The organism is Flavobacterium sp. KACC 22758 (assembly GCF_028736135.1).
GTDB lineage: Bacteria > Bacteroidota > Bacteroidia > Flavobacteriales > Flavobacteriaceae > Flavobacterium > Flavobacterium johnsoniae.
Genome location: NZ_CP117878.1, coordinates 1,783,377 through 1,809,302, shown reverse-complemented (window position 1 = coordinate 1,809,302; position 25,926 = coordinate 1,783,377). Strand labels below are relative to the sequence as shown.

General features: G+C 32.3%; 27 protein-coding genes. 6 read left to right on the top strand and 21 right to left on the bottom strand.

All coding sequences use genetic code 11. The features are described 5' to 3' along the window. The first annotated feature begins 26 nt into the window (after window positions 1–26). A complete protein-coding gene (gene hemN, locus PQ462_RS07805) occupies window positions 27–1,391 on the top strand; it encodes an oxygen-independent coproporphyrinogen III oxidase (protein WP_274253010.1) in 1,365 nt (454 codons plus the stop codon). Here the strand turns inward: hemN and PQ462_RS07800 are convergent. From PQ462_RS07800 to PQ462_RS07765, 8 genes are all read right to left on the bottom strand, one after another. Then, complete coding sequence (locus PQ462_RS07800) at window positions 1,388–2,089, bottom strand: sulfite exporter TauE/SafE family protein (protein ID WP_274253009.1); 702 nt, start codon at window positions 2,087–2,089, stop codon at window positions 1,388–1,390. The two genes, hemN and PQ462_RS07800, sit on opposite strands and share 4 nt — an antisense overlap. Window positions 2,090–2,181: 92 nt before the next feature. Then, window positions 2,182–2,631, bottom strand: a complete 450-nt coding sequence (locus tag PQ462_RS07795; protein ID WP_274253008.1) for a FixH family protein — start codon at window positions 2,629–2,631, stop codon at window positions 2,182–2,184. A gap of 13 nt (window positions 2,632–2,644) precedes the next feature. Then, window positions 2,645–4,063 (bottom strand): cytochrome c oxidase accessory protein CcoG, encoded by a 1,419-nt coding sequence (gene ccoG, locus PQ462_RS07790; protein WP_274253007.1) that lies wholly within the window; start codon window positions 4,061–4,063, stop codon window positions 2,645–2,647. An 11-nt stretch (window positions 4,064–4,074) separates the two neighbouring features. Then, on the bottom strand, window positions 4,075–5,016 hold the full coding sequence (locus tag PQ462_RS07785) for a cbb3-type cytochrome c oxidase N-terminal domain-containing protein (RefSeq protein ID WP_274253006.1): 942 nt from the start codon (window positions 5,014–5,016) through the stop codon (window positions 4,075–4,077). Between the two features lie 2 nt (window positions 5,017–5,018). Further along, a complete protein-coding gene (locus PQ462_RS07780; RefSeq protein ID WP_073409744.1) occupies window positions 5,019–5,213 on the bottom strand; it encodes a cytochrome C oxidase subunit IV in 195 nt (64 codons plus the stop codon). 7 nt (window positions 5,214–5,220) lie between these two features. After that, entirely contained in the window at window positions 5,221–7,404 is a 2,184-nt protein-coding gene (gene ccoN, locus PQ462_RS07775; protein WP_012024603.1) for a cytochrome-c oxidase, cbb3-type subunit I, read from the bottom strand. Window positions 7,405–7,407: 3 nt separating this feature from the next. Further along, window positions 7,408–7,599: a cbb3-type cytochrome oxidase assembly protein CcoS gene (gene ccoS / locus PQ462_RS07770; protein ID WP_274253005.1), complete on the bottom strand. Its 192-nt coding sequence runs from the start codon at window positions 7,597–7,599 to the stop codon at window positions 7,408–7,410. Between the two features lie 114 nt (window positions 7,600–7,713). After that, window positions 7,714–10,101: a heavy metal translocating P-type ATPase gene (locus PQ462_RS07765; protein ID WP_274253004.1), complete on the bottom strand. Its 2,388-nt coding sequence runs from the start codon at window positions 10,099–10,101 to the stop codon at window positions 7,714–7,716. Window positions 10,102–10,306: 205 nt separating this feature from the next. On the opposite strand from PQ462_RS07765, the gene PQ462_RS07760 reads away from it, so the two are divergent. Continuing rightward, a complete protein-coding gene (locus PQ462_RS07760) occupies window positions 10,307–10,987 on the top strand; it encodes a Crp/Fnr family transcriptional regulator (RefSeq protein ID WP_274253003.1) in 681 nt (226 codons plus the stop codon). 2 nt (window positions 10,988–10,989) lie between these two features. On the opposite strand, the gene mazG is transcribed toward PQ462_RS07760, so the two are convergent. From mazG to def, 3 genes are all read right to left on the bottom strand, one after another. Then, on the bottom strand, window positions 10,990–11,760 hold the full coding sequence (gene mazG / locus PQ462_RS07755; RefSeq protein WP_073409741.1) for a nucleoside triphosphate pyrophosphohydrolase: 771 nt from the start codon (window positions 11,758–11,760) through the stop codon (window positions 10,990–10,992). 99 nt (window positions 11,761–11,859) lie between these two features. After that, window positions 11,860–12,345 (bottom strand): DUF5606 family protein, encoded by a 486-nt coding sequence (locus PQ462_RS07750; RefSeq protein WP_012024599.1) that lies wholly within the window; start codon window positions 12,343–12,345, stop codon window positions 11,860–11,862. Window positions 12,346–12,405: 60 nt separating this feature from the next. After that, window positions 12,406–12,996: a peptide deformylase gene (gene def, locus PQ462_RS07745; RefSeq protein ID WP_012024598.1), complete on the bottom strand. Its 591-nt coding sequence runs from the start codon at window positions 12,994–12,996 to the stop codon at window positions 12,406–12,408. Between the two features lie 199 nt (window positions 12,997–13,195). On the opposite strand from def, the gene PQ462_RS07740 reads away from it, so the two are divergent. Further along, window positions 13,196–15,418, top strand: coding sequence for an FUSC family protein (locus tag PQ462_RS07740; protein WP_012024597.1), 2,223 nt, complete (start codon window positions 13,196–13,198; stop codon window positions 15,416–15,418). Window positions 15,419–15,447: 29 nt separating this feature from the next. Here PQ462_RS07740 and PQ462_RS07735 read toward each other — a convergent pair whose 3' ends face one another. The 6 genes from PQ462_RS07735 to PQ462_RS07710 all read right to left on the bottom strand — a co-directional run bounded on the left by PQ462_RS07735 (window position 15,448) and on the right by PQ462_RS07710 (window position 19,477). Next, on the bottom strand, window positions 15,448–16,020 hold the full coding sequence (locus PQ462_RS07735; RefSeq protein WP_274253002.1) for a cysteine hydrolase family protein: 573 nt from the start codon (window positions 16,018–16,020) through the stop codon (window positions 15,448–15,450). A gap of 82 nt (window positions 16,021–16,102) precedes the next feature. Continuing rightward, window positions 16,103–17,596 carry a malate:quinone oxidoreductase gene (locus PQ462_RS07730; protein ID WP_274253001.1) on the bottom strand — a complete coding sequence of 498 codons (1,494 nt, stop codon included), beginning with the start codon at window positions 17,594–17,596 and terminating at the stop codon, window positions 16,103–16,105. 125 nt (window positions 17,597–17,721) lie between these two features. Next, window positions 17,722–18,138: a Holliday junction resolvase RuvX gene (gene ruvX / locus PQ462_RS07725; RefSeq protein ID WP_274253000.1), complete on the bottom strand. Its 417-nt coding sequence runs from the start codon at window positions 18,136–18,138 to the stop codon at window positions 17,722–17,724. A 23-nt stretch (window positions 18,139–18,161) separates the two neighbouring features. Next, a complete protein-coding gene (locus PQ462_RS07720; RefSeq protein ID WP_044047716.1) occupies window positions 18,162–18,443 on the bottom strand; it encodes a type II toxin-antitoxin system RelE/ParE family toxin in 282 nt (93 codons plus the stop codon). Further along, on the bottom strand, window positions 18,433–18,678 hold the full coding sequence (locus PQ462_RS07715) for a hypothetical protein (protein WP_121361685.1): 246 nt from the start codon (window positions 18,676–18,678) through the stop codon (window positions 18,433–18,435). Before PQ462_RS07715 ends, PQ462_RS07720 begins: the two co-directional genes overlap by 11 nt. 172 nt (window positions 18,679–18,850) lie before the next feature. Then, window positions 18,851–19,477, bottom strand: a complete 627-nt coding sequence (locus PQ462_RS07710) for a PAS domain-containing protein (protein WP_012024591.1) — start codon at window positions 19,475–19,477, stop codon at window positions 18,851–18,853. Between the two features lie 279 nt (window positions 19,478–19,756). Here PQ462_RS07710 and PQ462_RS07705 point away from each other — a divergent pair, with 279 nt between their 5' ends. Then, window positions 19,757–20,572, top strand: a complete 816-nt coding sequence (locus tag PQ462_RS07705) for a 2,3,4,5-tetrahydropyridine-2,6-dicarboxylate N-succinyltransferase (protein WP_073409737.1) — start codon at window positions 19,757–19,759, stop codon at window positions 20,570–20,572. Between the two features lie 51 nt (window positions 20,573–20,623). Here the strand turns inward: PQ462_RS07705 and PQ462_RS07700 are convergent, their stop codons facing one another. The 3 genes from PQ462_RS07700 to PQ462_RS07690 all read right to left on the bottom strand — a co-directional run bounded on the left by PQ462_RS07700 (window position 20,624) and on the right by PQ462_RS07690 (window position 23,113). After that, window positions 20,624–21,373, bottom strand: coding sequence for a glycosyltransferase family 2 protein (locus PQ462_RS07700; RefSeq protein ID WP_274252999.1), 750 nt, complete (start codon window positions 21,371–21,373; stop codon window positions 20,624–20,626). 7 nt (window positions 21,374–21,380) lie between these two features. Next, entirely contained in the window at window positions 21,381–22,094 is a 714-nt protein-coding gene (locus PQ462_RS07695; protein WP_274252998.1) for a polysaccharide deacetylase family protein, read from the bottom strand. A 269-nt stretch (window positions 22,095–22,363) separates the two neighbouring features. Next, window positions 22,364–23,113, bottom strand: a complete 750-nt coding sequence (locus PQ462_RS07690) for a glycosyltransferase family 2 protein (RefSeq protein ID WP_274252997.1) — start codon at window positions 23,111–23,113, stop codon at window positions 22,364–22,366. Between the two features lie 124 nt (window positions 23,114–23,237). Between PQ462_RS07690 and PQ462_RS07685 the strand changes: the two genes are divergently transcribed. Both PQ462_RS07685 and PQ462_RS07680 read left to right on the top strand, forming a co-directional pair. Next, entirely contained in the window at window positions 23,238–24,302 is a 1,065-nt protein-coding gene (locus PQ462_RS07685) for a glycosyltransferase family 9 protein (RefSeq protein WP_274252996.1), read from the top strand. 18 nt (window positions 24,303–24,320) lie between these two features. After that, entirely contained in the window at window positions 24,321–25,094 is a 774-nt protein-coding gene (locus tag PQ462_RS07680) for a glycosyltransferase family 2 protein (protein WP_274252995.1), read from the top strand. Here the strand turns inward: PQ462_RS07680 and PQ462_RS07675 are convergent. Continuing rightward, window positions 25,075–25,842 (bottom strand): Kdo domain containing protein, encoded by a 768-nt coding sequence (locus PQ462_RS07675; protein WP_274252994.1) that lies wholly within the window; start codon window positions 25,840–25,842, stop codon window positions 25,075–25,077. The two genes, PQ462_RS07680 and PQ462_RS07675, sit on opposite strands and share 20 nt — an antisense overlap. Window positions 25,843–25,926: the final 84 nt, after the last annotated feature.

Sequence of the window (25,926 nt, the reverse complement as noted above, 5' to 3'; positions counted from 1 at the left end):
TTTTGGTGAAAACTAAATCCGTCTTTATGAAAATTTCACTAACCCAAAAGTACAATGTACCAGGGCCAAGATACACCAGTTATCCTACCGTACCTTATTGGAATGAAGCTGCTTTTACGATAGAAGAATGGAAATCATCATTTCAAAGAGCGTTTTCTGAAAGCAATTCTCAAAACGGAATAAGTTTATACATTCATCTTCCATTTTGCGAAAGCATGTGCACCTTTTGCGGCTGCAACAAACGAATTACAAAAAATCATACTGTTGAAGAAAAATACATACAAGCCGTTTTAAAAGAATGGAGATTGTATTGCAATTTATTACCTGAAAGACCTCTTATAAAGGAAATTCATTTAGGAGGCGGAACACCTACTTTTTTTTCGGCACATAATTTAGAGCATTTGATAAATGGTATTTTCAGCTTTGCAAATAAAGCCGAAAATCATGAGTTTAGCTTTGAGGGACATCCTAATAACACTACCTACGATCAATTAAAAAGATTATATGATTTAGGCTTTCGCCGGGTTAGTTTTGGAGTTCAGGATTATTCTGAAAAGGTACAAAAAGCAATCAACCGAATTCAGCCTTTTCACAATGTGGCCAAAGTAACTTTTTGGGCCAAAGAAATTGGTTACACTTCTATAGGACACGATATTATATTTGGGCTTCCTTTTCAAACGGTTGAAGATGTAATTGATACAGTCGAAAAAACCAATTCTGTAAAACCAGACAGACTGGCATTTTACAGCTACGCTCACGTGCCCTGGATAAAAGGAAATGGACAACGCGGTTTTAATGAAGAAAACCTCCCAAAAGATGCCGAAAAAAGAAAACTTTACGAAACAGGTAAACTATTACTTTCTACAAATGGGTATCATGAAATTGGCATGGATCATTTTGCTTTAAAATCTGATAGTTTATATCAGTCAGCGCAAAACAAAACAATGCATCGAAATTTTATGGGTTACAGTGCTTCAAAAACACAGCTTATGATTGGTTTAGGAGTTTCTTCAATTAGCGACAGCTGGTATGGTTTTGCTCAAAATACTAAAAACCTGGAAGATTACTATCAAATTTTAGAATGGAACCAGCTTCCGGTTGTAAAAGGCCATATTTTAAATAATGAAGATCTTATCATCAGAAAACATATTTTAAACTTAACCTGTGAGCTTGAAACATCCTGGAGCAATGATTCTTTATATTTTAAAGAACTGCCTGAAGTTTTATTATCTCTAAAAGAAATAGAAAACGATCAATTGATTTTAATTGAAGAGAATAAAATAAAAATTACTGAAGCCGGAAGACCTTTTGTTCGTAATATCTGTATGGCTTTTGATTTACATTTAAAAAGAAAGTCACCGGAAACCAATTTGTTTTCGATGACGGTTTAATGACAATTAGGAGTTCCCTGAACAAACAAACTCATATTTGAAGGAGATAAATAGGGAATTCCTAAACCTAAACCCCTCAGAATAAACAAAATTCCAATAATTACTGCAACATAAGGAATTGCTTTTTGAATCTTATTTCTAAATGGTAATTTTAAAAGTGATTTTACATAAACCACAATTGTCATTAAAGGAATAGTTCCTAATCCGTACAGAAACATATACAAAACACCAAAGCCGGCACTCTGCATGGCAATTGCCCCAAATAAAGCAACATAAACCATTCCGCAAGGCAAAAATCCATTAAGTAAACCAATCGTAAAAAGAGATTTATAACTTTTCTTTTTAAACTGGCTTCCTAAACTTGATTTTATGTTTGAGATAATTTTATAAACGGGTTTTGAAAAGTTGTATCTGGCAAATATTTTTTCTGGTATCAAAGCAATTAAAATCATTGCTATACCAATAAAAATAGACATTCGCTGCTGCATTCCTGCCAGGAAAAACCCCCTGCCCAATATTCCGAAAATTAAACCAATTGCAGCATATGCTGTTAATCTTCCTAAGTGATAAGTAATAATCTGCGTTACTTTTTTAGCTTCATTTTGATGATCAACAGGAAGCATCATAGCAATTGGCCCGCACATTCCAACACAATGCAGACTGCTGATAAGGCCTAATATAAAAGCTGAAAACAACATTTTATTTGTTTTTTATAATTAATTCAGACAAATATGTAGCCCCTGCGAGACATTTTCCGTTGGGACTGCATTACTTTAGGCTAAAAGACGAATCAATTTACGTAGATAACTTCTTTTGTTAAGTATTTTTTACCTTCATACTGCCATTCCATATTAACATCCCAGCGTCCTTTAATTAATTTTTTGTGCGGAATAACTATAGAAGAATTGGTTAAGGCAATTTGTGTATCAAAATCAAATTTTTTATTTGAAGGTCTGTACAATAAAATGTTACCTTTTATTTTCTCACTTTCAAAAGTGGCAGGAAAAGTAACTTTTACTCCTTCTTCTTCAAATTTAATTGAAGGTTTATGCTGTAAATCATGCGCATTCTGAATTCGGGCCATTTCTTCCTGAAAATGCGTATCATGTTTGTAATATTCTTCTACAACCAAATCATTGTCATATTTACTATTTGATTGTACTTCAAAAACAAAATATAAAATAAAGGTCATAAACAATGCAAATGCAATGACAATTCCTGTTCCCCAATTAATTTTCATGATGGTATATATTTTAATTAAAACTTCGTGGTCCTAAGAAATTTGTTTTGGTAGTTTCTAGAAGTTCTCTGCCGTTGTACACACCAATTTTTACATTAGTTTTGTCACTTTCCAGCAGTACTTCATCAATTTCTATAAACAATGTTCCTTGAGAAATTCCTTCTTTTGGTACTTTAAAATGCTGTTTTCCAACATTTCTAATTTCACCTTTTTGATCGATTAATTCAAAATGAATATCGTTGTAGTCTTTCATTGTCTTGTTGACAATTTTATAAGTGTAAACGTTGCTTATTTTTTCTCCTTTATGTTGAAAAAGCTGTCCTGGCAAACGTAAAACAACTGCTTGAAGATCAGTTCTTAAAAACAACATTCCAACAAAAATACTCAATAATATAAATAAAACTGCACTGTAGCCTTTCATTCTGGCAGTGAACTTAAAAGGTTCTTTTTTAACGATTTCATCTTCTGATGCATAACGTATAAGTCCTTTTGGCAGTCCTACACTTTCCATAATATGATCGCATTCGTCGATACAAGCTGTACAGTTTGTACATTCTAACTGGGTTCCGTTTCTAATGTCAATTCCCATTGGGCAGACATGAACACATTGAAGACAATCGATACAATCTCCTTTTCCGGTTAAAGCTCTGTCTTCTTTTTTATTAAACTTTGCTCTTCCTTCTTCTTTTTCTCCTCTAACAAAATCATACGCTACATTTATTGATTTATTATCTAAAAGAACGCCTTGCAATCTTCCATAAGGACAGGCAATGATACAAACCTGCTCACGAAACCATACAAAAACAAAGTAGAAAACTCCGGTAAAAATTAAAAGTGCAATAAAATTGCTTGCCTGCTGAATCGGGCCTTTTTCAATCATTAGCAGTAAAGCATCACTTCCTACCAAATAAGCTAAAAAGACATTTGCAATAGCGAAAGAAATTATAAAGAAAATCGTCCATTTAATCAATCTCTTTCTGATTTTTTCGGCATTCCATTCCTGTCTTGCCAAACGTGATTGTGAACCGCGGTCGCCGTCAATCCAATATTCTATCCGGCGAAAAACCATTTCAAGAAAGATGGTCTGCGGACAAATCCAGCCGCAAAATATTCGGCCAAAAACAACAGTAAATAAGATTATAAATACAACGCCTACCAGCATTGAAATTACGAAGAGGTAAAAATCTTGCGGCCAAAAAGGAAATCCGAAGATATTAAAACGACGTTCAATGATATTGAACATCATAAACTGGTTTCCGTTTACTTTTATAAACGGATTTATGACTAAAATTGCCAGTAAAACGTAACTGACTATTTTACGGTAATCATAAAATTTACCAGACGGTTTTTTCGGAAAAATATATTTCCTTTTACCACCTTCATCTATTGTTCCAATGGTATCTCTAAAAGCTTCGTCTGGTAAATTTGACATGGTATTCTATTTTATTTTTTAACTTCTGTGGTATCTTTTTTTGGTGCAGCTGAGGTTGCATCGTTGATTGGTGCACTTTCGTCTACCCAAACTTCACCTTCTGCTTCTTTTGGATCTTTAGGATTACTTCCTTGTAAAGACAAAATATAACTCGCAACTTTTTGAATTTCTTTTGGTTTCAAAGTTCCTTTCCAGGCAATCATTCCTTTTCCGTCACGGCCTCCGTTTGTAATTGTATGGAACAGATTTTTAATTCCTCCTCCTAAAATCCAACGGTTGTCTGTTAAGTTTGGACCAATCTGCCCTCCTGCATCTGCTCTGTGGCAGGCTGCACAATTGTTTGTAAAGATTTCTTTTCCTGCCGCAAGGCTTGCTTCGTCTGTAAGTAAAACAACTGTTTTTTCATCCATTAGATCAGGCGCTGTTTTCAGGTATTCTTCAACATCAATTTTTGCCTGAGCCATTTCTTTCTTAAGCTCCATTTCCTGATCATCAGCTCCTAATACATCGTAACGAACTACGTAGATTACCCCAAAAATGATACAGATGTAGAATAAATACACCCACCAAGGCGGTAAATTGTTGTCTAGCTCTTTAATGCCGTCATAATCATGATCCATTAATAAGTCAGCTTCTTTAGACATTGGTTCTGTCTTAGTAAGCTTGTGCATTAATTCTTTGAACCAGGTACTTTCTTTTAAGCTTAAACTATTTTCGTATTCTAATTTTGCTTTTTCTTCCGGCGACATTAATTGATACATCACTCTGTTTACAGCACTAAGCGTAACTTCGATTGCAATCAAAATGAATAAGAAAACAAATAAAAAGACAGATACCATTGGATATTTGATAAAAGCGGGCTTATCGCCTGAATCTATAAAATATTCCATCAAAGCAAATACGATGAAGAAAATCAACGGTACTCTAACATATACTGGGAAAAACTTTTTCATTTTTATCTATCTTTTGAGATTATAACTTGTCCTTCTTCTAAAGGTATATTACTCATTTCCTGAATTTTATCTTTTCTATAAGAAAACACCCAAATGCCTAATCCTACGAAAAAGAAGAAGAAAATCAAGAGGGAAAGTATCGGGTAAATTTCTACACCCGATATCGTTTCCATATTGTGTTTTATTTGTTCAAACATAATGCTGTTATTTAGTTTCTTTTACTTTAATATCAGTACCAAGTCTTTGTATATAAGCAATCAAAGCGACAATTTCTCTTTCATTCATCGGAATGAATTTTTCTCCTTTTGCAGCTGCTTTTTTCTTGCTGTCTTCATAACTTTTCACAAAGTCAGGATCACTTTCTAAGCTTTTCTCAATCTTAACTGCCTGTTCTCTTAATGTTCTTTGTGCATTTTCAACATCTTGTGCTGAATAAGGAACTCCAAGTGAAATCATAGCATTCATTTTCTTTTGTGTCAATGAAATATCAAGCGGTTTGTTATCAAATAACCATTTATATCCTGGCATAATAGATCCTGCCGATGTACTTTGAGGATTCCACATGTGGTTAAAGTGCCAGTTATCATTATACTTACCACCTACTCTTAATAAATCTGGTCCTGTACGTTTTGATCCCCATAAGAATGGATGGTCATAAACAAACTCTCCTGCTTTTGACTGAACTCCGTAACGTTCAACTTCACTTCTAAACGGACGAACTGACTGAGAGTGACATCCTACACATCCTTCTCTGATATATAAATCACGTCCTTCAAGTTCTAACGGTGTATATGGTTTCACACTCGAAATAGTTGGAATATTTGATTTTACCATAATGGTTGGTACAATTTGTATAATACCTCCAATTAAAATGGCAATCGTAGCCAGAATAGTTAACTGAATTGGTTTTCTTTCTAACCATGAGTGGAATTTTTCTCCGCTCAATCTGTTACTGCTTATTTTTTGTAAAGCCGGAGCCTGAGCTAATTCGTCTTCAACTGGCTCACCAGCTCTAACTGTCATGATGATATTATAAACTAATGTCAGCATTCCAATTAAGTACAAACTGCCTCCAATAGCTCTCATCCAATACATTGGCATAATCGCCGTAACTGTTTCAAGGAAGTTCCCGTAAGTTAAAGTTCCGTCTGGATTAAATTGTTTCCACATCGAAGCTTGTTGGAATCCGGCAACATATAAAGGAATTGTATACACAATAATACCCAGAGTACCTATCCAGAAATGGAAATTTGCCAGTTTCTTAGAGAACAAAGTTGTTTTTGTCATTCTTGGAATCAACCAGTAAATAATTGCAAATGACATAAATCCGTTCCAAGCTAAAGCTCCTACGTGTACGTGAGCTACGATCCAGTCAGTGTAATGCGCAATAGCATTTACATTTTTAAGAGATAACATTGGTCCTTCAAAAGTCGCCATTCCGTAACCTGTAATCGCTACTACGAAGAATTTCAAAACCGGTTCTTCTCGAACTTTATCCCACGCACCTCTTAATGTTAAAAGACCGTTGATCATACCTCCCCAAGATGGAGCGATAAGCATTACTGAAAACGCAACTCCTAAATTTTGAGCCCAGTTTGGTAAAGCTGAATATAATAAGTGGTGAGGCCCTGCCCAGATATAGATAAAAATTAAAGACCAGAAGTGAATAATTGATAATCTGTAAGAGTAAATAGGACGGTTTGCAATTTTAGGAACAAAGTAATACATCAATCCTAAAAATGGTGTTGTTAAGAAAAACGCAACTGCATTGTGTCCGTACCACCATTGTACTAAAGCATCCTGAACACCTGCGTAAACTGAATAACTTTTTAATGCTGAAACCGGAATTTCGATGTTGTTAAAAATATGCAGTACAGCAACCGTAACAAACGTAGCAAGGTAAAACCAAATTGCTACATACAGGTGGCGTTCTCTTCTTCGAAGCATTGTACCTATCATATTAATTCCCATTACCACCCAAATTAACGCTATAGCAATATCAATAGGCCATTCAAGCTCTGCATACTCTTTTGAAGAAGTATATCCTAATGGTAATGTAATTGCGGCAGCAACAATAATTAACTGCCATCCCCAAAAGTGCAGATTACTTAAAAAGTCACTGAACATTCTGGCTTTCAGCAATCTTTGCATTGAGTAATACATACCTGCAAAGAAAGCATTCCCAACAAAGGCAAAAATAACAGCATTAGTGTGCAAAGGTCTTAAACGACCGTAACTAAGCCATGAGATCCCGTCTGTGATATTGGGAAAAAGGTACATAACCGCTAAGGTCAGTCCCACTAACATACCCACGACTCCAAAAAGAATGGTGGCGTAAATGAATTTTTTTACAATTTTGTTGTCGTAATAAAACTGTTCCATTTCCATAATTTATACTTGTTTTTCTTCGATTGGTTGATTATTATTTTGAGAAGTAATTTTGGTCTCGTCGTCAAAAAGAATTCTGACTGAGGGCGTATAATCGTCATCGTACTGACCGGATTTTACAGCAATAATGAAAGCAATAAAGAAACAAACTGCCACGAAAATACTTACTGAAATTAAAAGATAAATAACACTCATACCGTAAATTTATGTTAACAAAATTACTAGGTGATTGGCGTTTAAAATATGATAATTATCATAATCGGAGAAGAATACTAAAATTAGATAAAATATTCTTTGTATTATTTATAATTATTTTAAATTACTGTTACTGAAATAGTTAGACATAATAGTTACAAAACTCACAATGGTAATTGTACTCAACGGCATTATGATTGCGGCAACAAGCGGATTTAGATTTCCGGTGACTGCAAATGCCAAGCCTACTACATTATAAAGCAGCGATAAAGTAAAACTCATTTTAATTATTAAAATTGACTTATGAGACAATTTTAAAAAGTAGTTCAGCTTCGAAAATACACCTGCATCTAATATCGCATCGCAGGCCGGAGAAAACACATTTACATTCTCAGAAACTGAAATACCAACGTTACTTTGCGCCAAAGCTCCGGCATCGTTTAGACCATCACCAACCATCATAACGTTTTTTCCTTGCAATTGAAGTTCTTTGATAAATTCTAATTTTTGTTCTGGTTTTTGATTAAAAACCAATTCTGTATTGTTTGGCAGGATTTCTTCAAGAGTATTTCTTTCTCCATCATTATCCCCAGAAAGGACTTTTATGTTGTACTCTTTGCTGAGTGTTGCAAATAATTTTTCTAAACCTTCACGATATTGATTTTGGAAAACGAATTTTCCCAGATAAAGATTATCTATTTTGATATGAAGCGCTGTTTTTTCTATTTCAGATACCTCTGCAACAGGACTTTCCACAAATGATGAAGACCCTATTTTTATTTCCTTACCTTCTACGACTGCCAGAATACCTTTTCCAGTAATTTCCTGGAAATCATCAATTTTAATTCGTTTGTTTTCGGGCAAAAAGTCATACAACATTCTGCTTAACGGATGATTAGATCCTCGGAGAACATTTTTAATGAACAAATAATTATCGTCGTAAATATTTGTTCCTTCGTATATAATATTCGACTTTTTATTGGTTGTAATCGTTCCTGTTTTATCAAAAACGATGGTATCAACTTTAGCCAATTGCTCTATAACCAAAGCATTTTTTAGATAAATTTTTTGTTTTCCCATTATTCTGAGAATGTTTCCAAAAGTAAACGGAGCTGTTAAAGCCAATGCACAAGGGCATGCTACGATTAAAACTGCCGTAAAAACATTAAAAGCTGTATTGGCATCAATAAATATCCAATAACCAAATCCTGCAAATGCAATTAATAATAAAATTGGCGTAAAATAACGGCTTATTGCATCTGTAATTGTTTTATGCTTTTGCTGTACTTTTTTCTGAAAAACTTCATTGCTCCATAACTGTGTTAAGTAGCTTTGAGAAACAGAATGTAAAACTTCCATTTCTATCACTTTACCAATTTGTTTTCCACCGGCAAAAACTTTGTCTCCTGATTTTTTTGTAATTGGAACCGCTTCTCCTGTTACGAAACTATAATCAATCTCAGCTTTTTCACTAATTAAAATACCATCAACAGGAATTAACTCCTGATTTCTAATTAAGAGTCTGTTTCCTTTTAAAACATCGTAAATTGGCACACTTTCTTCAGATGCATCTGAATTAATTCGGGTAACAGCAATAGGAAAATAGGATTTAAAGTCTCTTTCGAAACTTAAAAAGCTATAGGTTTTAATTTGAAACATTTTCCCAAGCAGCATAAAGAAAACTAAACTGGCAAGGCTGTCAAAAAATCCCGGTCCGTGGTCCATTAGCATATCATAAGTACTTCGTATAAACATTACGATGATTCCTAATGCAATTGGAATATCAATGTTAAGCATACCGCTTTTGATACTTTTATAGGCCGAAACGTAATAACCACTTGCTGAATAAAAGAAGCTTGGCAGAGCCAAAACAAAAATCAACAGTCTAAAAAACGGTTTGTAGCTATCTAACCAAAATTCTTTCATTTCGAAATATTCCGGAAAAGAAAGCAGCATAATATTTCCGAAGCAGAAAAAAGCAACACCAAGTTTATAAGTTAAACTCCTGTCTACTTTTGTTTTTCCTGTTTCGTAGTTTTCTAAACTTATATAAGGTTCGTAACCAATTGAACTCAATAAATAGGCAATTTCTTTTAGCGATACGGTTTCTGAATTAAAAGTGATTCTAACTCTTTTTTCCGGAAAATTAACCTGAGAACTGCTTACACCTGAATTTAATCTGTTTAAATTTTCCAGAATCCAGATACATGAACTACAGTGAATGTGAGGGATATTTAAAGAAACTATTGAAGTATTTGATTCCTGAAACTCTAAAACTTTGGCAAGAATAGATTCGTTGTCTAAAAAATCATATTTGCCTTTAATATCCTGCGGAGTTGCGCCAGGAGACTTTTCGAAATCATAATAACAGGTTAAATCATTTAGACTAAAAATTTCGTAAACTGTTTTACAGCCTGTACAACAAAACGTTTTTTCATCAAAATTGATCTCTTCATCTTTAGGAATTTCAAGCCCGCAATGAAAACAACTCTGCTCACTCATAATTTGTTTTTTTAATTCGACAAATATTCCAAAAAAGCAGTAATTATAACTATGATATTTATCATGTTACAATGAATTCAAAATTCTAATTTAGCAAATTAAAACGCTCAAACAGCGATAATCACTTTTTTATGTATTTTTTAGACAATAAAATTACCAAGAAAGCCCAATATTGGTTAATTTTGCATCAAACTTTTTAATTGCTATGAGTAAATGTGACCAATGTATCGTTAGACAGCTTTCTTCATTAAAGGCTCTCAATAAAGATGAGGTTGTAAAACTTGCCAGCAGTAAAACGACTTACACTATTAAAAAAGGTGAGGCTATTTTTGAAGAAGGTGAAGTTACCAACGGCGTTTTTTGTATTAAGGACGGAGTTGGAAAACTGTCTAAATTAAGTGCCAACGGAAAAGACCAGATTGTAAAACTTGTAAAATCTGGTGAACTTTTAGGTCAGCGTTCTATGATTAGCAATGAACCAGCCAATTTATCTGCAAAAGCAATTGCTGATATGGAAGTTTGTTTTATTCCGAAATCTGAAATTATTCATTTCTTTAACAACAATAATCAATTTTCTTTGAACCTGATGCAGTCTGTATGCGAAGATTTGAAGGAATCTGACAATGACAAAATCGCTTTAGTTCAAAAAACAGTAAAACAACGTCTGGCTGAAACTTTACTGCAGCTTCATGATGATTTTGGTGAAAATCCAGACAAAACCCTTAAAGTACAGCTTACCAGAGAAGAACTTGCCGGAATAATTGGTACTGCAACTGAAAGTTGTATTCGATTACTATCTGATTTCAACAAATTGGAATTGATTGAATTAGTGGGTAAAAAAATTATGCTTAAAAATGTAAAAGCCTTAAAAAAACTGGCTGAATAGTTTTATTGCTTTTTCGCTTCATTCCAAAAAACATCCATTTCGGCCAAAGTCATATCCATTAAAGGTTTTCCTAATTCTGAAGCTTTGCTTTCTAAATATTGAAAACGCTTAATGAATTTTTTATTGGTGCGTTCTAAAGCATCTTCCGGATTGACATTTAAAAATCGGGCATAATTAATCATCGAGAATAAAACATCTCCAAATTCGGCTTCAATTTTATCCTGATCTCCAGCCTGAACTTCAACTTGTAATTCTTCCAGCTCTTCCTGAACTTTATCCCAAACCTGATGCGGTTCTTCCCAGTCAAAACCAACGCCTTTTACTTTATCCTGAATTCGGCTTGCTTTTACTAATGCGGGTAAACTTCTCGGAACACCTTCTAAAACTGATTTTTTACCTTCTTTCAATTTTAGTTTTTCCCAGTTTTGTTTTACTTCTTCTTCGTCTTTTACAACAGTATCGCTGTAAATATGCGGATGACGATGAATTAATTTATCGCAGATTTCATTGCATACATCGGCAATATCAAAATCATTGGTTTCTGAACCTATTTTTGCATAAAACACAATATGCAATAACAAATCGCCAAGTTCTTTTTTTACTTCGTTTAAATCATTATCCAAAATAGCATCGCCCAATTCATAGGTCTCTTCAATAGTTAAATGCCTTAGTGTCTGCAAAGTCTGTTTTTTATCCCACGGACACTGCTCACGAAGTTCATCCATTATAATTAATAATCTTTCGAAGGCTTTTAATTGAAGTTCTCTGCTCATTTTGAAGTATTTTTGATATTGTAACCGAATATGTAAAAGTAAAAAATCCTGCTAAGAAAACATCTTAACAGGATTAATATATTTGAATGCAGTAAACTGTTATTCTTCTTTTTTAGCTTTTGCTTTTTTAGCAGCTGGCGCTTTTTTTGGTTTTTCTTCAGCAGCAGGAGCTTCTTCCGGAGTTTCAGCAGCAGCCGGAGCTAAATCTGTTACTAAACCTTTAGCCTGAAGTGTATTATACCAGTTTAATACTTTTTTAATATCTGAAGGATAAACTCTTTCTTCATCATATTCTGGCAAAATTTCTTTGAAGTAAGCACTTAAAGTTGCATTATCTTCTTTATGAGAAATAGCCTGACCTTTGTTTTCTTTTACTGCAATTTTTTGCATTACTTCAGTCAATGGTTTTTCACCTTCGTATGTATAAATTGAAATTTCAGATAATAAACTTACGTTACTTTTTAAGTTTACTGTGATTTTTTTTCCATCTAATAATGATTCTGCCACAAAACCTGTACGAGTCTGCACTTTCAATACATATAAACCTGGTTTCCCAGAAATGGCTAAAATTTTGTCTAAATTCATGTTTATTAAAATTAGTATTAAGAATTTCTAGTATTTTTTTGATGTTCTTTTTTTAGAACATTATCTGCCTTTTTTAGCGGCTGCAAATTTCATTCTGTATTCCTGAAACGTTTTGCCTTCTGTGATATTTTTCAATTTCTTTTGAATCAAACGCTTTTTCAAAGAAGATATTTTATCTGTAAATAAAACTCCTTCGATGTGGTCGTATTCGTGTTGAATTACTCTTGCAATTAAACCGTCAAAAACTTCTGTTTTCATTACAAAATCTTCTTCGCAGTATTCAATTGTAACCGTTGGTTTTCTGTAAACATCTTCACGAACATCCGGAATGCTCAAACATCCTTCGTTAAAACTCCACTCCTCACCTTCTTCTTTAACAATTTTAGCATTGATAAAAGTTCTTTTAAAACCTTTTAAATCCTTTTGTTCATCTGCCGGCAAATCCTCGTCATCACTAAAAGGTGTTGTATCGATAACAAATATACGTATTGGCAAACCTACCTGCGGTGCAGCAAGTCCAACTCCGTAAGCATTATACATGGTTTCATACATGTTTGCTATTGTTTCTTTTAAGTTAGGATAATCTGGCGTAATTGCCGTACCTACTTTTCTTAAAACAGGATCACCATATCCTACAATTGGTAAAATCATTTGTTTTTATTTAATGTTTTTCTAACGAAAACCTTAAAAACCGGTTCTCATAATTCAGCTGGCAAAAATAGTAAAAAATAGTCAACCAATAGTTGTAAACGCACATTATAACATATTTTTTATATGCTTTGGAAAACTCAGCTATAATTATGCCAAAATATTTCGTACAATTCTTAACTTTGCTAGTAAACCTCATTATATGTTTGACCGCATCTCAAAATTTACAAACAGTACTTCTTTTTTAAACGCTTCAAAAGTAACAATTGCTTCCGTTGTGCCCGTTTTAATTTTGAATTTTTTAGGCCATTTTGAAATAGGTTTTACTATTGCGCTGGGTGCTTTTTATACTTATCCCAGTGATATCCCCAGTTCTTTAAGCCACAAAATTAAAGGATTAATCGTTGCATCGTTTATCGTATCGGGTGTAAATTTATTAGTAAATCTTGCTTATCCTTTTCCGTTTTTATTTTATCCATTTTTAGGATTTTTATTGTTTTTATGTTCGATGATTTCGGTTTACGGACAGCGTGCCACACTGGTTTCATTTTCTGCCTTATTATCTATTTCATTATCATTTGGACATTTGCACGAAGGCTGGGAAGCTTTTCAATATTCTGGGTTTATTTTTATTGGAGGAATTTTATATCTGATAGTTTCACTTGTTTTTCATTTTGTACAGCCTTATAAATATGTAGAATTGCAAATTGCAGAAGGTATAAAACTAACGGCAAAATATTTAAAATTAAGAGGGGATTTATGGAGTCCGGAAGCGAATCGCGAAAAAATAATTGAAAAACAGCTTGCCATACAAGTCGATTTGAATTTGATTCATGAAGATTTGCGCAAAATGCTTATCGGAAATCAAAATGCATCTGGAACAACAAGCCAAAACCGAAAAATGCTTTTGGTTTTTATTACTTTGGTTGAAATTCAGGAACTCGCATTGTATACTTCATTCGATCATAGTAAACTTCATGAAAAATTTGCTAAACATCCTGAAGTTCTTCGTACGTATCAAAATGTAGCTTACAAACTGGCATCAACACTTAAAAAGCTTTCTAAAAATGTACATCATATTGCGGTTTATGTTGACAAAGACGATCTTAAAAATGAATTAGATGCTTTAGAATTTGCCATTTTTGATTATGAGAAAACATTAGGAAAAGAAGAAGCTGCAGAAGGCGTTTTAATGCTGACCAATATGCTGAAATATGCCAAAAATCAGGTTGGAAAAATTAAAATTATTCAGCGTGCTTTATCACTGGCAATGCAGTCTTATAAATTGAAAGATAAAGATAAGGAGTTAGAAAAATTCTTAACACCTCAATACTATCCTTTAAGAACACTTACTGAAAATTTAAGTTATTCTTCGTCTATTTTCAGGCATTCTCTGCGATTAACCATTACGATTTTAATTGGTTTATTTATTGGAGAAATGCTGGATCTTCAAAACGTTTATTGGATTTTACTGACCATTGTAGTAATTATGAGACCTGGTTACGGATTAACCAAAGAACGATCTTATAATCGTATGTTTGGAACCATTCTAGGCGGATTATTAGCTTTTGGAATTGTGTCTATAATTCAAAATCATGTTGCATTAAGTATTTTTTCAATTGTATGCATGCTTTTAGGTATTTCTTTTACTCAAATTAACTATAAAATAAGTGCAACATTTGTAACTATGTATGTTGTATTTATCTATGGTATTTTAACTCCAAATGTTGTAGAAGTTATTCAGTTTAGAATTTTAGATACGCTTACCGGAGCGACTTTGGCATTTATTGCTAATCAATTTTTATGGCCGGCATGGGAATTTATAAACACGCCTATTCATATCGAAAATGCAATCAGGGCAAATCGAAATTACCTTAAAGAAATTGCTGATTTTTATAATAAAAAAGGTGAAATTCCAACTTCATACCGATTAGCGAGAAAAAATGCTTTTGTTGAAATTGGAAACTTAATGACTTCTTTTCAGCGTATGATGCAGGAACCAAAATCAAAGCAAAAAACAATGCCTTTGGTAAATAAGCTGGTAGTTTTAAACCATTCGCTTTTGTCTGCATTGGCCTCTTTATCAACTTATATTCAGTCGCATCAAACAACGTCGGCTTCAGATTCATTCAATTATATTATAAAAACCATTTTATCTAATTTAGATAACTCTATTTCTATTTTAAGAAATGAAACTATAATTACAGATACTTTTTTTGACAAAGAAGATGTGACTTTACAGTTTGAGGAACTAAAACGCAAAAATTTCACTCGTCTGGCAACAGATGATGAATTGGATAAAGAAACTCGTCAGGCTAAAATGCAGGAAGCATCGATGGTTATTGAGCAGTTAATCTGGATGAGTAATCTTGCCGAGAAAATTTTAAAAATAACAAAAGAATTAAAAGCCGTAAAGAACGATTAAAGCTTTTAATTCTTTTGTTTTGTTTGTTTTTATTTGATATTTTGTTTTACAAAATCAGTTGTTACAACAGCTGCAAATTCATCATTTAAACTTGCCAAAGCAGTTTCATGAATTAGTTCTGCCGAAAAATTCTGTCCATCGACTCCTTTTTTATTAAAGGTTGCTGTTGCATCTGAAACGACAAAAGTATCGAAGCCAAAATTTCCTGCCATTCTTGTTGTTGTCGACACACAGTGATCTGTTGTTAAACCTACAATTACCAATGTCGTGATTTTAGCATTATCTAATTGTTCTTTTAAATTTGTACCTATAAAAGCACTGTTGACATTCTTTTTAATAACAATTTCACCTTCATTTGGTTTTACCACATCTTTAAACTCATTTCCTGCATTATTTTCGTTTAGCAAAGAATTTGGATTTGAAGAACAATGCTGAATATGAAAAACTGGCAGATTATTTTGTCTCCACAGATTTAAAATTTCAGCAGCGTTTTCTTCTGCATTTACATTATTTCTTTGTCCTCCCCAATAATCAATATCATCAAATCCTTTTTGAATATCAATTAAAATTAATGCCGGATTGTTTGTTTTTGAAAGTGCCATATTCTTTTTGGTTAAAATTAAAAAAGGACTCAGTTATTTACAAACTAAGTCCTTGGGTTTTATTTACATTTCGAAATTTTAATTATTTAATTTTTAAAACTTCAGCCGTATGTTTTCTCATTTCTGCTAAAAGCTCTGGTTTGTCGTTCAGAGTTTTACCGTAAGAAGGAATCATTTCTTTCATTTTAGCTTCCCACTCAGGAGTTTTAATCTGATTGGCAAAACATCTGCTGATTAAGTCAACCATAATAGCTACTGCAGTTGATGCTCCCGGAGAAGCTCCTAATAAAACTGCCAGAGTTCCGTCGTGTGTATTGATTACTTCTGTACCAAATTCTAAAACACCGCCGCCATCTTTTCCTTTTTTAATAACCTGAACACGCTGACCTGCTTTTTCTAATTTCCAGTCTTTAGAGCGTGCAGTAGGCAAATATTCACGAAGTGCTTTCATTCTGTCTTTTGGAGACTGACGAACCTGCTCGATTAAATATTTCGTTAATGGAATATTATGGAATCCCGCAGAAAGCATTGGGATTAAATTGTTTGCTTTTATAGATAGAGGTAAATCTAAATATGAACCATTTTTTAAGAAACGTGTTGAGAATCCGGCGAAAGGGCCAAAAAGAAGTGCTTTTTCACCATCAATTACACGTGTATCAATATGAGGAACAGACATTGGAGGTGCTCCAACACTAGCTTTACCATAAACTTTTGCCTGATGTTTTGCAATAACTTCCGGGTTTGTACATTTCAGCCATTGTCCGCTAACCGGGAAACCGCCGTAGCCGTGACCTTCCGGAACATCTGCTTTCTCTAATAATGGCAATGAACCGCCGCCAGCACCAATAAATACAAATTTTGTATATGCTTTGCGTTTTTGTCCTGTTGACAAATCTGTAATTTTAATTCTCCATGATTTATCCTCACGCTGTTTTAACTTTTTAACTTCGTGATTAAAATATAAAGTAACGCCGTCTAACTTTTCAAGATAATTAAACATGCTTCTTGTTAAGGCTCCAAAATTAACATCGGTACCTATTTCCATGTGAGTCGCAGCTAATTTTTCATCTGCTTCTCTTCCTTCCATTACAAGAGGCATCCATTCTTTTAACTGATTAAAATCAGTACTGAATGTCATATCTGCAAAAATTGGGTTACTTTGAAGTGCTTCGAATCTTTTTCTTAAGTATTCTACATTTTTGTCTCCCCATACAAAACTCATGTGAGGAACACTTTTTATAAAATTTTCCGGAGATGGAACTTTATTCTGCTGTACTAAATACGACCAAAACTGGCGTGAAATTTCAAATGATTCAGCAATACTGATTGCTTTTTTAGGGTCAATACTTCCATCAGCCTTTTCTGGAGTATAATTTAATTCACAAAAAGCTGAGTGTCCGGTTCCTGCATTATTCCAGGCATCCGAGCTTTCGGCAGCCGCCACATCTAATCTTTCGTAAATTTCAATTTTTATATCCGGCTGCAGCTCTTTTAAAATTAATCCAAGAGTTGCACTCATAATTCCAGCTCCAATAAGCACTACTTCACTATTGGAACGTATTGTATTGTCAGGCATAACAGTATTTTGTTTTTAAAGTGCAAAGGTACTTCTTTCAATCGCAAAAAAAAACTAATTTTTACATGATAAAAGTTAGGAAACTATAATTTTTTCTAAAAAAGAAAAATTAATCAGAAATACACTTAAAAACGTTTAGAAGAAAGATAATCCTGAAGCATAATTGTTGCCGAAATTTCGTCGATTAAACCTTTGTTTTGGCGTTGTTTTTTGCTGAGTCCGCTGTCGAGCATAGTTTGAAATGCCATTTTTGAAGTAAAACGTTCATCGACACGAATTACTTTCATGTCAGGAAAAATATTTGAAAAGTGAGTTACAAAACCATTAATAACAGATGCACTTTCAGATGGCTGGCCGTTCATTTGTTTGGGTTCGCCAATTAAAACGGCTTCGACTTTTTCTTTGGTAAAATAATCTTTGAGAAAATCGATTAAAGTGTGAGTTGGAATCGTAGTTAAACCAGATGCTATTATCTGCATTTCATCTGTAACTGCTATTCCAGTACGTTTTTGTCCGTAATCTATAGAGAGTATTCTTGGCATTGTATTTTTTTAGCAGGTTTACCTTAAAATAATTTATTGTGTTTTAGAAAACCAATAATATAAACGATTTCTAATTCCGATTCAATTCTAATAATTGCAGTGTAACCTTTAAAAACATAGTCTCGATACTTTTCCTCATCAAAATAAATGGATTTTTTAAAGTAAAAAGGGTTTACCAAATCTTTTTTAATATTCTTAAGCAAATCTTTTTTAAATTTTCTCGCAGCAATTGGTTTATCTTTAGCTATATATTTTATTTGTTCTTTTAGTTGCAACATAAAATCCTCAGTAAAGCTAACTTTCATATTTAGAAATAGTTTTTTCTAAGATTTCATCTAATTCCTCAAACGTGTAAAGCTTTGCTGTACCATTATCAATTTTAGCCGCTGCAGCCTCTAATTTTCTTTTATTTTTAATAAAATTAGGATCAACAAAATTACTCTCCTCAACTATTTTCAATTCATCAGAAGAAAATGAACTTAATAATTTCAATATCTTCTCCTTAATTTCTGGCTGAAATTCTAATCTAATTGCTTCCATAATACTTTATTTTACAATACAAATATAAAGCTTTTTGAATTGATGTTTTTACAATTTAACTTACTTCAAAAAGTCCATTAATTTAATCTCTTAATTATTTAACCCAAAAGGTCCGCCTTGAGCGAACTCAAAACGGACCCGAACCTAAATATTTAAAAACTAAAACTTTATTCTATCTATTAAATAATCTGCTGAAAAAACCTTTGTGTTCTTCAGTATCTTGTTCTTCTTCATAATGAGCAAATTTTGCTTGTGCTTTTTCGTGCTCAAAAATTAACTCTTTAATATATTCTACATAAGTTCTCTTTTTTTCTTCTAAGAAACCTATTAGATATTTTTCACTAAACTCTACACCGCTTGCAGCTTCAATTTGAAGCAGTTTTTTATACAATGGTTCAATATGCATTGTAACAACTTCTTGCGGAACGGCTTGTCTTCTTCCAAAGTAGTTTACAATAACTCCATTTTCGTCTCTGGCGATATCAAAGTCAGTTATAACCCAATAGTATCTTCCAGATTTAGCTAAGTTTTTTACTATTGCATGAAAGTTTTTTCCGTTTTTAAGATTTTCCCACAGGACTTTAAAAATAACTTTTGGCATATCCGGATGACGAATAATGTTATGCGGCTGTCCCATTAACTCGTAATCTTCGTAACCACAAACGTCAACAAAAACTTCATTAGCATATTCAATAATACCAAAAGCGTTTGTTTTGCTCATAATTACCTGCGTTTTATCCCAAGTAACTTCTTTATCAATAACTGTAACTGGTGTTCGAAGTTGATTTTCTTGATTCATGTCTCGTAAATTTAATATGTTTTTGGATTGGATTTTTTAATTCTGGTTTGTAAGAATTAATTACACAAAAGTAGATAGAAGAAAAAGTGCAAAATCTGACTTTTGTCATATTTTGATATAAAAAAAACTTTTAGTGGATGTTTTTTAAATTTATTTCACATAAAGACCGTTATAAAAATTTATCAAATTAAAAACAAAATGTTATACCTGTAACACTTTCGATCTCGTTTACTTTTTTGCTTTTCTTTAAATACTTTATCTTTGCCAAAAATTTAAACTATGAATTCTTTACAGACTATAATTGAACAAGCTTGGGAAAACAGAGCTTTATTACAAGAAACAGCTACAACTGATGCTATTAGAGAAGTTATCGAATTGGTTGATGCAGGAAAATTACGTGTTGCCGAACCAGTTGGTGATAAATGGCAGGTAAACGAATGGGTTAAGAAAGCGGTTGTAATGTATTTCCCAATTCAAAAAATGGAAACATGGGAATCTGGTATTTTTGAATACCACGATAAAATGCTCCTTAAAAGAAATTATGCTGAGAAAGGAATTCGTGTAGTACCAAATGCTGTTGCACGTTACGGAGCTTATATTTCCAGCGGTGTTATTTTAATGCCTAGTTATGTCAACATTGGTGCTTATGTTGATGAGGGAACTATGGTTGATACATGGGCAACTGTTGGAAGCTGTGCACAAATTGGTAAAAATGTACACTTAAGTGGTGGTGTTGGAATTGGCGGTGTTTTAGAGCCATTACAAGCTGCTCCGGTAATTATTGAAGACGGCGCTTTTATTGGTTCTCGTTGTATTGTTGTAGAAGGTGTTCACGTTGGTAAAGAGGCCGTTCTTGGTGCAAATGTATGTTTGACCGCTTCTACAAAAATTATTGACGTTACGGGTGACGAACCAGTTGAAATGAAAGGTTTTGTTCCTGCACGTTCTGTTGTAATTCCAGGAAGTTACACTAAGAAATTTGCTGCTGGTGAATTCCAAGTTCCATGTGCTTTAATCATTGGAACTCGTAAACCGTCTACAGATTTAAAAACTTCATTAAATAATGCACTTCGTGAATACGATGTTGCAGTATAGATTTTAAAAATCAATAAAAAATCCAAATTTCCATTGAAATTTGGATTTTTTTTATTTATTATTTTTCTGAAGTTTCAAAAGCTTGGCATATTTCATATAAGAGAAAAAAGCCTGAATCATTGAAAATGTCAGACCATCCAATCCGTTTAAAAAACCTTTTTTAAAGAAATAGCATCTTATAAAAGATACAGTTCCGTTTAATACAGGTTTAAAACTATTGATTTTTTTTCCCTGATCATAAAGCTGCTGGGCATTCCAGGTAGTGTATAAATTTTTCTTAGCGATAAATTGATCAAAATTTTCCCAAGCGTAATGATTTATATGAACATTTAAATGGGTCTTACTGCTTCCGCAAACTTTTTGATGAACTCTCTCATTTGATGGAGAAGCTGTTTTTTTATTAAAAAAACGTGCTGTTTTATCAGGATACCAGCCTGCAAAATTTATTTTTTTACCCCCCAGATAATTATACAATCTAAAAGTATAAACATCAAAATCTTGATTTTCATGTTTTCCTGATAATATGAATTTTTCGGCATCTTCAGCCAAAATTTCATCTGCATCCAGATTTAAAATCCAGTCGTTTTTACAATATTGAAGTCCATGAATTCGCTGTGGTCCATCGCCTAAAAACTTCTGCGGGATAACTTTAGCTCCTTTTTCTTCTGCTATTTTTACTGTATTATCTGCACTCAATGAATCTATAATAATTACTTCATCACAAATTCTAAAAAGTGCATCTATACATTTACCTATATTTTTTTCCTCATTATAGGTTATTACCAATCCGCTGATTTTCATGTATTATTTAAAATAATTTAAGTTTTCCAATCTTTAATTTTAATCTAAATTTAAACATACTGTCCTCTCCTTTAATGTCAATTCTTTTTACTAAATAATTATTTTTAAAAGGAAATTTATTTACTCTGTTTCCAATTCTCAAACCATATTTTATGCCATTATCGCGCATAATTTTTTCAAAAACAGCAAATTGAGCCTCTTTTTTAGCGTAATTACCAAAAGGATATGCTAAAACTGGTTTTATATCTAATTGATTCTTTTTTATAAAATCATTTGACTTAATGAAATCAGCTTCTAATTCTTCTTTTGATAATGAACTGTATCTTTTATGCTCAAAAGAATGATACCCTAATTCAATAAGATTACTGTTTAATCCTTTTAATTGGTCAACACTCATTATTTTTTCTTTTCCTTCAATCCAATAATCAAAATTACCAACAAAAGAAAATGGTATAAAAAAAGAAGCTTTTAATTGGTATTTCTCAAGCAAAGGCACCGCATACAAAAGCTGGCATTCTGTAACATCATCAAAAGTGATGATAATACTTTTTGAAGGCAGCTCTTTTAAATTCTCTAAATCTTTAAAGTGAAATGCTGTATAATTATTATCATGCAGAAACTTTAATTGAGATTCCAGCTTAGAAATAGAAATACTTAAATTCAAAGATTTAGCTTCATCCACAACAACATTGTGGTACATTAAAATGGGTAACTTTGACATGTACTTTTTTGTGCAAATCTATATATTTATAGAATTGATTAACAAAAAAAAGGAAAAATTAAACAAAAAATAATATTTCACATATTTCAAGCCTATTATTGTAAGAATTACGAATCATTTTCTTAATTCACTTAGAAATGCATAATTGAGCAATATATAAGAATATAAATACAATTAATACAACCAAAAGACTTTGTTGTTTATAAGATGGTTTTAATAGATCACTCAGCAGGTTTAGAGCACTATTATTTAAAAAAAAAGCTGAAATTTTATTTCAGCTTTTTTTGAAGTTTTAAAAGTTTAGCATATTTCATATAAGAGAAAAAGCTTTGGATCATTGCGATTGACAATCCCTCGATGCCATTAAAGACTCCTTTTTTGAAAAAGTAACAGCGTATAAAAGATACTGTACCATGAATTACAGGTTTTAAAGCATTAATTCTTCTCCCCTGATCAAATAATTGCTGTGCATGCCAGCCAGAGTATTGATTTTTTTTAGAAATAATCTGATCTAAAGAATCCCAGCCATAGTGCAAAATATGCACGGCAACTTTCTTTTCATTTTGAGTAATTATTTTCTGATGCACTTTAGAATCAGACGGATGAGCGGTTTTCTTATTGAAAAAACGAACTTTATGATCTGGATACCAGCCTGAAAAATCAATTAGTTTATCTGCTAAAAAGTTTTTCACTCTAAAACTAAAAGCATCATAATTACCTTCCAAATATTTTCCATTAAGGATAAACTGCTCTGCGTCTTTATCCAAAAACTCATCGGCATCAAGATTTAAAATCCAATCATTTTTGCAATAAGGCAAACCATGTGTTCGTTGTGGGCCATCTCCTAAAAAAGCCTGCTCAATAACTATTGCACCCTTTTCTTTTGCAATTTCAACTGTACGATCCTTGCTGAAAGAATCTACAATAATAACTTCATTGCATACTTTCAATAAAGCATCAATACATTTTCCAATGTTCTTTTCTTCGTTGAACGTAATGACGAGACCGCTAATTTTCATTCTAAATTTTAATTTGATTTTTACAAAAATAACACATTTTATTTTAATTCATTTTTAATACCTGGAATGGTTGCACACTTCATAAAATAGTTTGTAATTTAGCCTTCAAATTGAATTGAAAAAAATGAGGATATTAGTTATTCAACAAAAAAGGATTGGAGACGTACTAACGAGTACAATAATTTGTAACAACTTAAAGACTAAGTTTCCAGATTCGGTAATCGACTATATGTGTTATCCAAATTCTATAGATGTACTAAAAGAAAATCCAAACATTGACAACATAATTCCGTTGTCAAACGAAGTTAGAAAATCTATTCCTTCTCTTTTTAAATTCATTTTTCAAATTCGCAGAAAAAAATACGATGCGGTAATTGATGTGTATTCAAAATTAGAAACAAACCTGATTACCTTATTTTCTGGGGCAAAATATAAAGTTTCGTACCATAAATGGTATACTAAAATATTCTACAATTATACATACGAACGTTTTGATGCCGTAGAATCTGAGCATGGTTTAGCAATTGAAAACCGATTATTACTTCTAAAACCCTTTATTTCAGAAAAAATTACAAATGTTAAACCTAAAATATTTTTAAAAGACTCTGAGATTAACGAAGCTAAACAACTTTTAAAAAGTTATAACATAGACAGCGAAAAACCGCTTATTATGTTTGGTATTTTAGGAAGCGAAGTTTATAAAACCTATCCTCTTGAAGGAATGGCAAAAATTATAGATTTTACAGTAGCAAAAACTAATGCAACCATAATTTTTAATTACGTTCCATATCAAAAAGATCTGGCATTAGAAGTATATAACTATTGCAGTGAAGAGACAAAAAAACATATTGTTTTCGATTTGTACTGTACAGAACTTCGTCCGTTTTTGGCTTTACTTTCACAATGCGAAATGTTAATTGGAAATGAAGGCGGTGCCGTAAATATGGCCAAAGCGCTTGAAATTCCAACTTTTTCAATCTTTACACCTTCTGTTAGAAAAGAAACATGGCAGATATTCGAAAATGAAGCAAAAAACTTCTCTATTCATTTAAAAGACTTAAAACCAGAAATATACAAACAGCATACTGAGCAATATATTAAAGAACATACTTTTGAATATTATGCTGAATATCCTCTGTCTTTAATACTGGAAAAATTAGAAGCTTATTTTCGAGAGTATAAAAATTGAGAAAAGTATAAGCATCGGATGAATACTATTGAAAAACAAAAGCTGTCGGTTTTAATTATAACTTTTAATGAAGAACGATACATAAAATCACTGCTCGAAGATGTTGATTTTGCAGATGAAATCATCGTTGTTGATTCTTACAGTACCGATTCTACAATAAAAATAGTGCAATCTTTTCCAAATGTTACTTTAATTGAAAAGAAATTTGTTGACTATACTTCTCAAAGAAATTTTGCAATAGATCAGGTAAAAAACGATTGGATATTATTTATTGATGCCGATGAACGTTTAACTCCAGAACTGAAAACTGAAATTATTTCGACAATACACAATAAAGATGCTGTAAGTGCTTATCTTGTTTACAGAATTTTTATGTTTAAAAACAGTAAATTACGTTTTAGCGGCTGGCAGACTGATAAGATTTTCAGGCTTTTTAATAAAATTTACTGCAGGTACACCGAAGACAGGATGGTACACGAAAAACTTATCGTAAACGGAAAAATCGGTGTCTTAAAAAATAAAATCATTCACTTTTCTTATACTTCATATCAGGAATATAAAGTAAAAATGTATAAGTACGGAATTTTAAAGGCGAATGAAAAAATAAAAAAAGGACAAAAACCAGTTCGAATATTACTGATTTTCCATCCTCTTTATACTTTTTTGTATCAATATTTAATAAGACTTGGTTTTTTAGACGGCATAAATGGAATTACAATATGTTATTTAAATGCTTACAGCATTTATGTCCGTTATAAAGAGTTTTTCCGTCTTACTTCTTCCAAAATTTAAGCTTCTTTTTTAGGCGTTTCTTTCTATAAAACTGCTCCTGAAAATCGGCTGTATATTTCCACAAAGTTTCAAAAATCTTTTCCTCAGATTCTTTTTTATACAGTTTTGAATATTCATTACTCATAACTGCAACCATTTCTTTTAAAGGAGTTAAACGGCATAAGTTTTTCATTCGCTTTTCAAAAGTCATCGATTCATGAAATTCCATTCTGTTTAAATCAACAAGAAAAAAATCATAAGTGCCTTCGTTATTCTTTTTAATCAGGGTATTCCCTGGAGAATGGTCTAAAAATTCAATTCCTTTTTCGTGTAGTCCAAAACTAAATCTGGTAAACTGTCTTAATATATTTTCATTATCTGGATAATTTGGAATTTCTACCAGTTCTCTATATGTCAAATCAGCATTTAAATGCTCACTTACATAATAGCTGTCTTTTAATCCGAGAATATTAAAATTTTCAAGAAATGCAATTGGTTCTGGCGTTCCAATTCCTTTTTCTAATAAAATAGTCGCATATTCAAATGAACGTCTTGCTTTTGATTTTCTAAAATATCGATAAGCAATCTTGTTAATTAAATTGGGAATTTTAAATGACTTTATATTGATTTTTTTTTCGTTAAAATCAAATAATTTTATCTTATTACGATCTCCATTTCCAAAAAGTTCACCTGTAGAACTGAACATTTTGATTGTATTAAGTATCGACTCAGTGCTATTTTCGAAAATTGGATTTACTTTAAAATTCATCAGCTTTTTTTTATAAACAACAAAAATACGTATACGATCTAAGACTTCAAATTATTATTGTATTTTCGTAAAAAAAAGAAAAAA